Source organism: uncultured Clostridium sp., assembly GCF_934754915.1.
Classification (GTDB): Bacteria; Bacillota; Clostridia; order Clostridiales; family Clostridiaceae; genus Clostridium.
This window is the reverse complement of record NZ_CAKVKB010000268.1, coordinates 1-2,729: the sequence shown is the minus strand read 5'-3', so window position 1 is coordinate 2,729 and position 2,729 is coordinate 1. Positions and strand designations below refer to the sequence as shown.

Here is a 2,729-nt window from a genome sequence, read left to right as displayed (position 1 = left end):
ATAGTGTACCTCCGTATTGTCTCTATTATATCATCTTTTTTCAGACTCTACTTTTTGGGGTACACCTCACTATGATAATAATAGCACCGTTAAATCTATAAGAAAAGTGCTAATGTCGGTCGAGACGAGACAAAACGAGTCAAAACGAGACAAAGTCGGTCAGATTTCTATTTTGTGTCTATTTTATAAATCATATCTCCAGTATTCCAGATATTCATAATTTCAAATAACGGATTTGACTCTTCAGTCCATATCCATCCTTGATAACTTGTGTCATATCCATTGTAGCCTTCAGTAACTATTTCAAATTCCGCACTTGGAAATTTTTCTTTATATTCGTCCAAAGAATAACTTCTCCCTGAAAACGACCTTTCTCCGTCATATCCATATGGATTATCAAACACCATAATGTTGCATTCTTCAACATCGGTCTTTGTAAATTCAATTACACCTGAATAACTTCTTTCTTCATCCTGCTTATACTGAAAGATTCTATCCATTGTTAACTGCAAACTATTCTGGTTAACTTCAAGCTTTTGAATTCTACTATCATGTAAACTTAGATGAATATTACTTGATCTATCCCTTATGTAATTTTGCTTTTCAGAACATGAATCAAGTTCAAAAGATAAAATATTATGGTCCGAAGTAAATGTCTCTATCAACTTGAAAGCAATCCTTTTTGAATCTATTGATTTTCTTATGAATATCTGATCTATTGTTGTCTGTCCAGGCTTGTAAGTAATTACTTCATCAGGCACTAAGCCTCTGTATTCATCACTATTTGATAATACGCTAAGCCAATCCTGATCATTGAAATCACCCAAAATAATATCAGCCTCTTTTAACTGAAATTCCTTACTAATTTGTTTTTTGATATCAACACCTGTATTATGCAAGCCAAGTAGCAGTATATTTTTATCAGAATGTTTCATTTTTATAAGTTTGTTTGGGCATTTTACCTCAGCCTGCAAATCCACTTTTTTCCATCCACTGTCTTTAAGTGTATTTGCAACTACATTGCTCTTACACTCTTTATAATCACTATTGGCAAAAATCTCATATCTAGACTGTTCAAATAGATGACTCACATTGATAAACTGGTTATCAATAAACTCTTGTAAAACCACAATATCATCCATTCCAGTCAAAAGGCTATCCACAATCCCTTTAATCTTTGTCTTAAAATCAAGATTCCGCGGATTATAATACCCACCTTTCTGCAGTGATCAATAAGCTCCGCAAAACTTATTGATATTAAAGCTTGAAATTCTCATTTATAAATTCTCCTAAGCATTATATTCTTGCCAATAACTCTTTTAAACAGCCAATTCCTTCTGCTCCCCAAAAAGTTAAGGCTTGAGGAACCACTGCAACAATAATACCCACAATAAGTCCTTGCCATCCAATGGTTGTAGATCCATTAATAAATGAACAGATACCACCCATCACAAAGAAAGCTCCTAGCAGCCAGCATACAATATTCGCTAATCCACCGACAAAACCAATTGCAAGCATTAACAAGGTGAGAACTGCCTGTACAGGCAATAATGCTATTCTGAGGATAAATCTTAAAATTGTTCCAATACCATATAATACTGTCATCATAGGTTCCCCCTTTCCTTCTCCATCTTAACTTTATAAGCAATCAAGCGAAGAACATAATCTGGCGCCTGTCTGCGTCCCAGTTCCCATTCTTGCATTGTTCGATAAGGAATTCCCATCCAATCAGAAAAATCTTTACGATTCATACCAGCTTGTTCTCTAATAGCCTTAAACTGATATGCGACAAGTCTACGTTCACGATCAACATCATTTTTATCTATATGCTCAACTTCAATTTCAATGCCTTCAACATTGCATATTTCTTTCATCATAGCCGCCTCCTTTATGTAGTCAATGCGTATATGTCAAGAAAAGGACTACACCTTTTAATGATATGTAGTCCTTTCTTCTTAATATGTTATTCCTAAATAATTATATGTGAATTAAAATGAAACTCTTCACCATCTTCTCTCTTAGGAACTGGTTCACCTTTTGCCACCGCCATTTCAGCTGCAAATTGACTCTTCATTTGCTTTAATTCTCTTTCATATACATGCTCTTTTTCAGCTTCTTCTTTTGACAAAAGATCCAACTTTTGACTAATACCTTGTGCAAGTTTATATAGCATTCCATAATAAGCAGCATAGTGCCCATCACGTGCTTTTTGAATAGGCTTACCTTTAATAGCAACAAAACTATATTCAAATGAGCTTTCATCTTCATTTTTAATGACTTCATCAATAGCCTGTAAAGCCGCATCACACTTTAGGAATTCACAAATCTCTGTATATGCTGAATACCAATCAAAAGGAATAGACGTAAACAAATCACTTTCAATTAAAGAAGACCAACACTCATGAATATACGATATTCCTTCTTGCTCTTGGCATTCCTTCATTAATTTGTTTATTGCAGGTTCAGACAAACCTGTAAGATTGCAAATCTTTTTGACACTAGGATTATTTGTTTTTATTTTACTAAAACCAAATAAGTAATCCGCCGAGCATCCAAAATGTTTACAGTATGCATTTATAAACTCCCCCTGTACATTCTTCGTATCATCCGAACTAAGGTGTTTATTAATTTTCTTTTCAATACTTCCAATTGCATTTTTCCTTTTTTCATCATCACTATTATAAAGATCGTCTTTTGAATTAACTACCGCCAACCCTTCGTCATATAAC

The 2,729-nt window shown here is 34.0% G+C and carries 4 protein-coding genes; all 4 read right to left on the bottom strand.

The features are described 5' to 3' along the window. Window positions 1–167 precede the first annotated feature (167 nt). On the bottom strand, window positions 168–1,163 hold the full coding sequence (locus Q0F58_RS18635) for a hypothetical protein (protein WP_294379432.1): 996 nt from the start codon (window positions 1,161–1,163) through the stop codon (window positions 168–170). 133 nt (window positions 1,164–1,296) lie between these two features. Further along, the gene (locus tag Q0F58_RS18630; RefSeq protein ID WP_294379429.1) at window positions 1,297–1,608 is read right to left on the bottom strand and encodes a hypothetical protein; all 312 of its coding nucleotides are present in this window, start codon (window positions 1,606–1,608) and stop codon (window positions 1,297–1,299) included. Then, the gene (locus Q0F58_RS18625) at window positions 1,605–1,877 is read right to left on the bottom strand and encodes a DNA-binding transcriptional regulator (RefSeq protein ID WP_294379434.1); all 273 of its coding nucleotides are present in this window, start codon (window positions 1,875–1,877) and stop codon (window positions 1,605–1,607) included. Before Q0F58_RS18625 ends, Q0F58_RS18630 begins: the two co-directional genes overlap by 4 nt. 92 nt (window positions 1,878–1,969) lie before the next feature. Further along, window positions 1,970–2,729 (bottom strand): hypothetical protein (locus Q0F58_RS18620; RefSeq protein ID WP_294379428.1); only part of this gene is annotated, 760 nt, incomplete at its 5' end.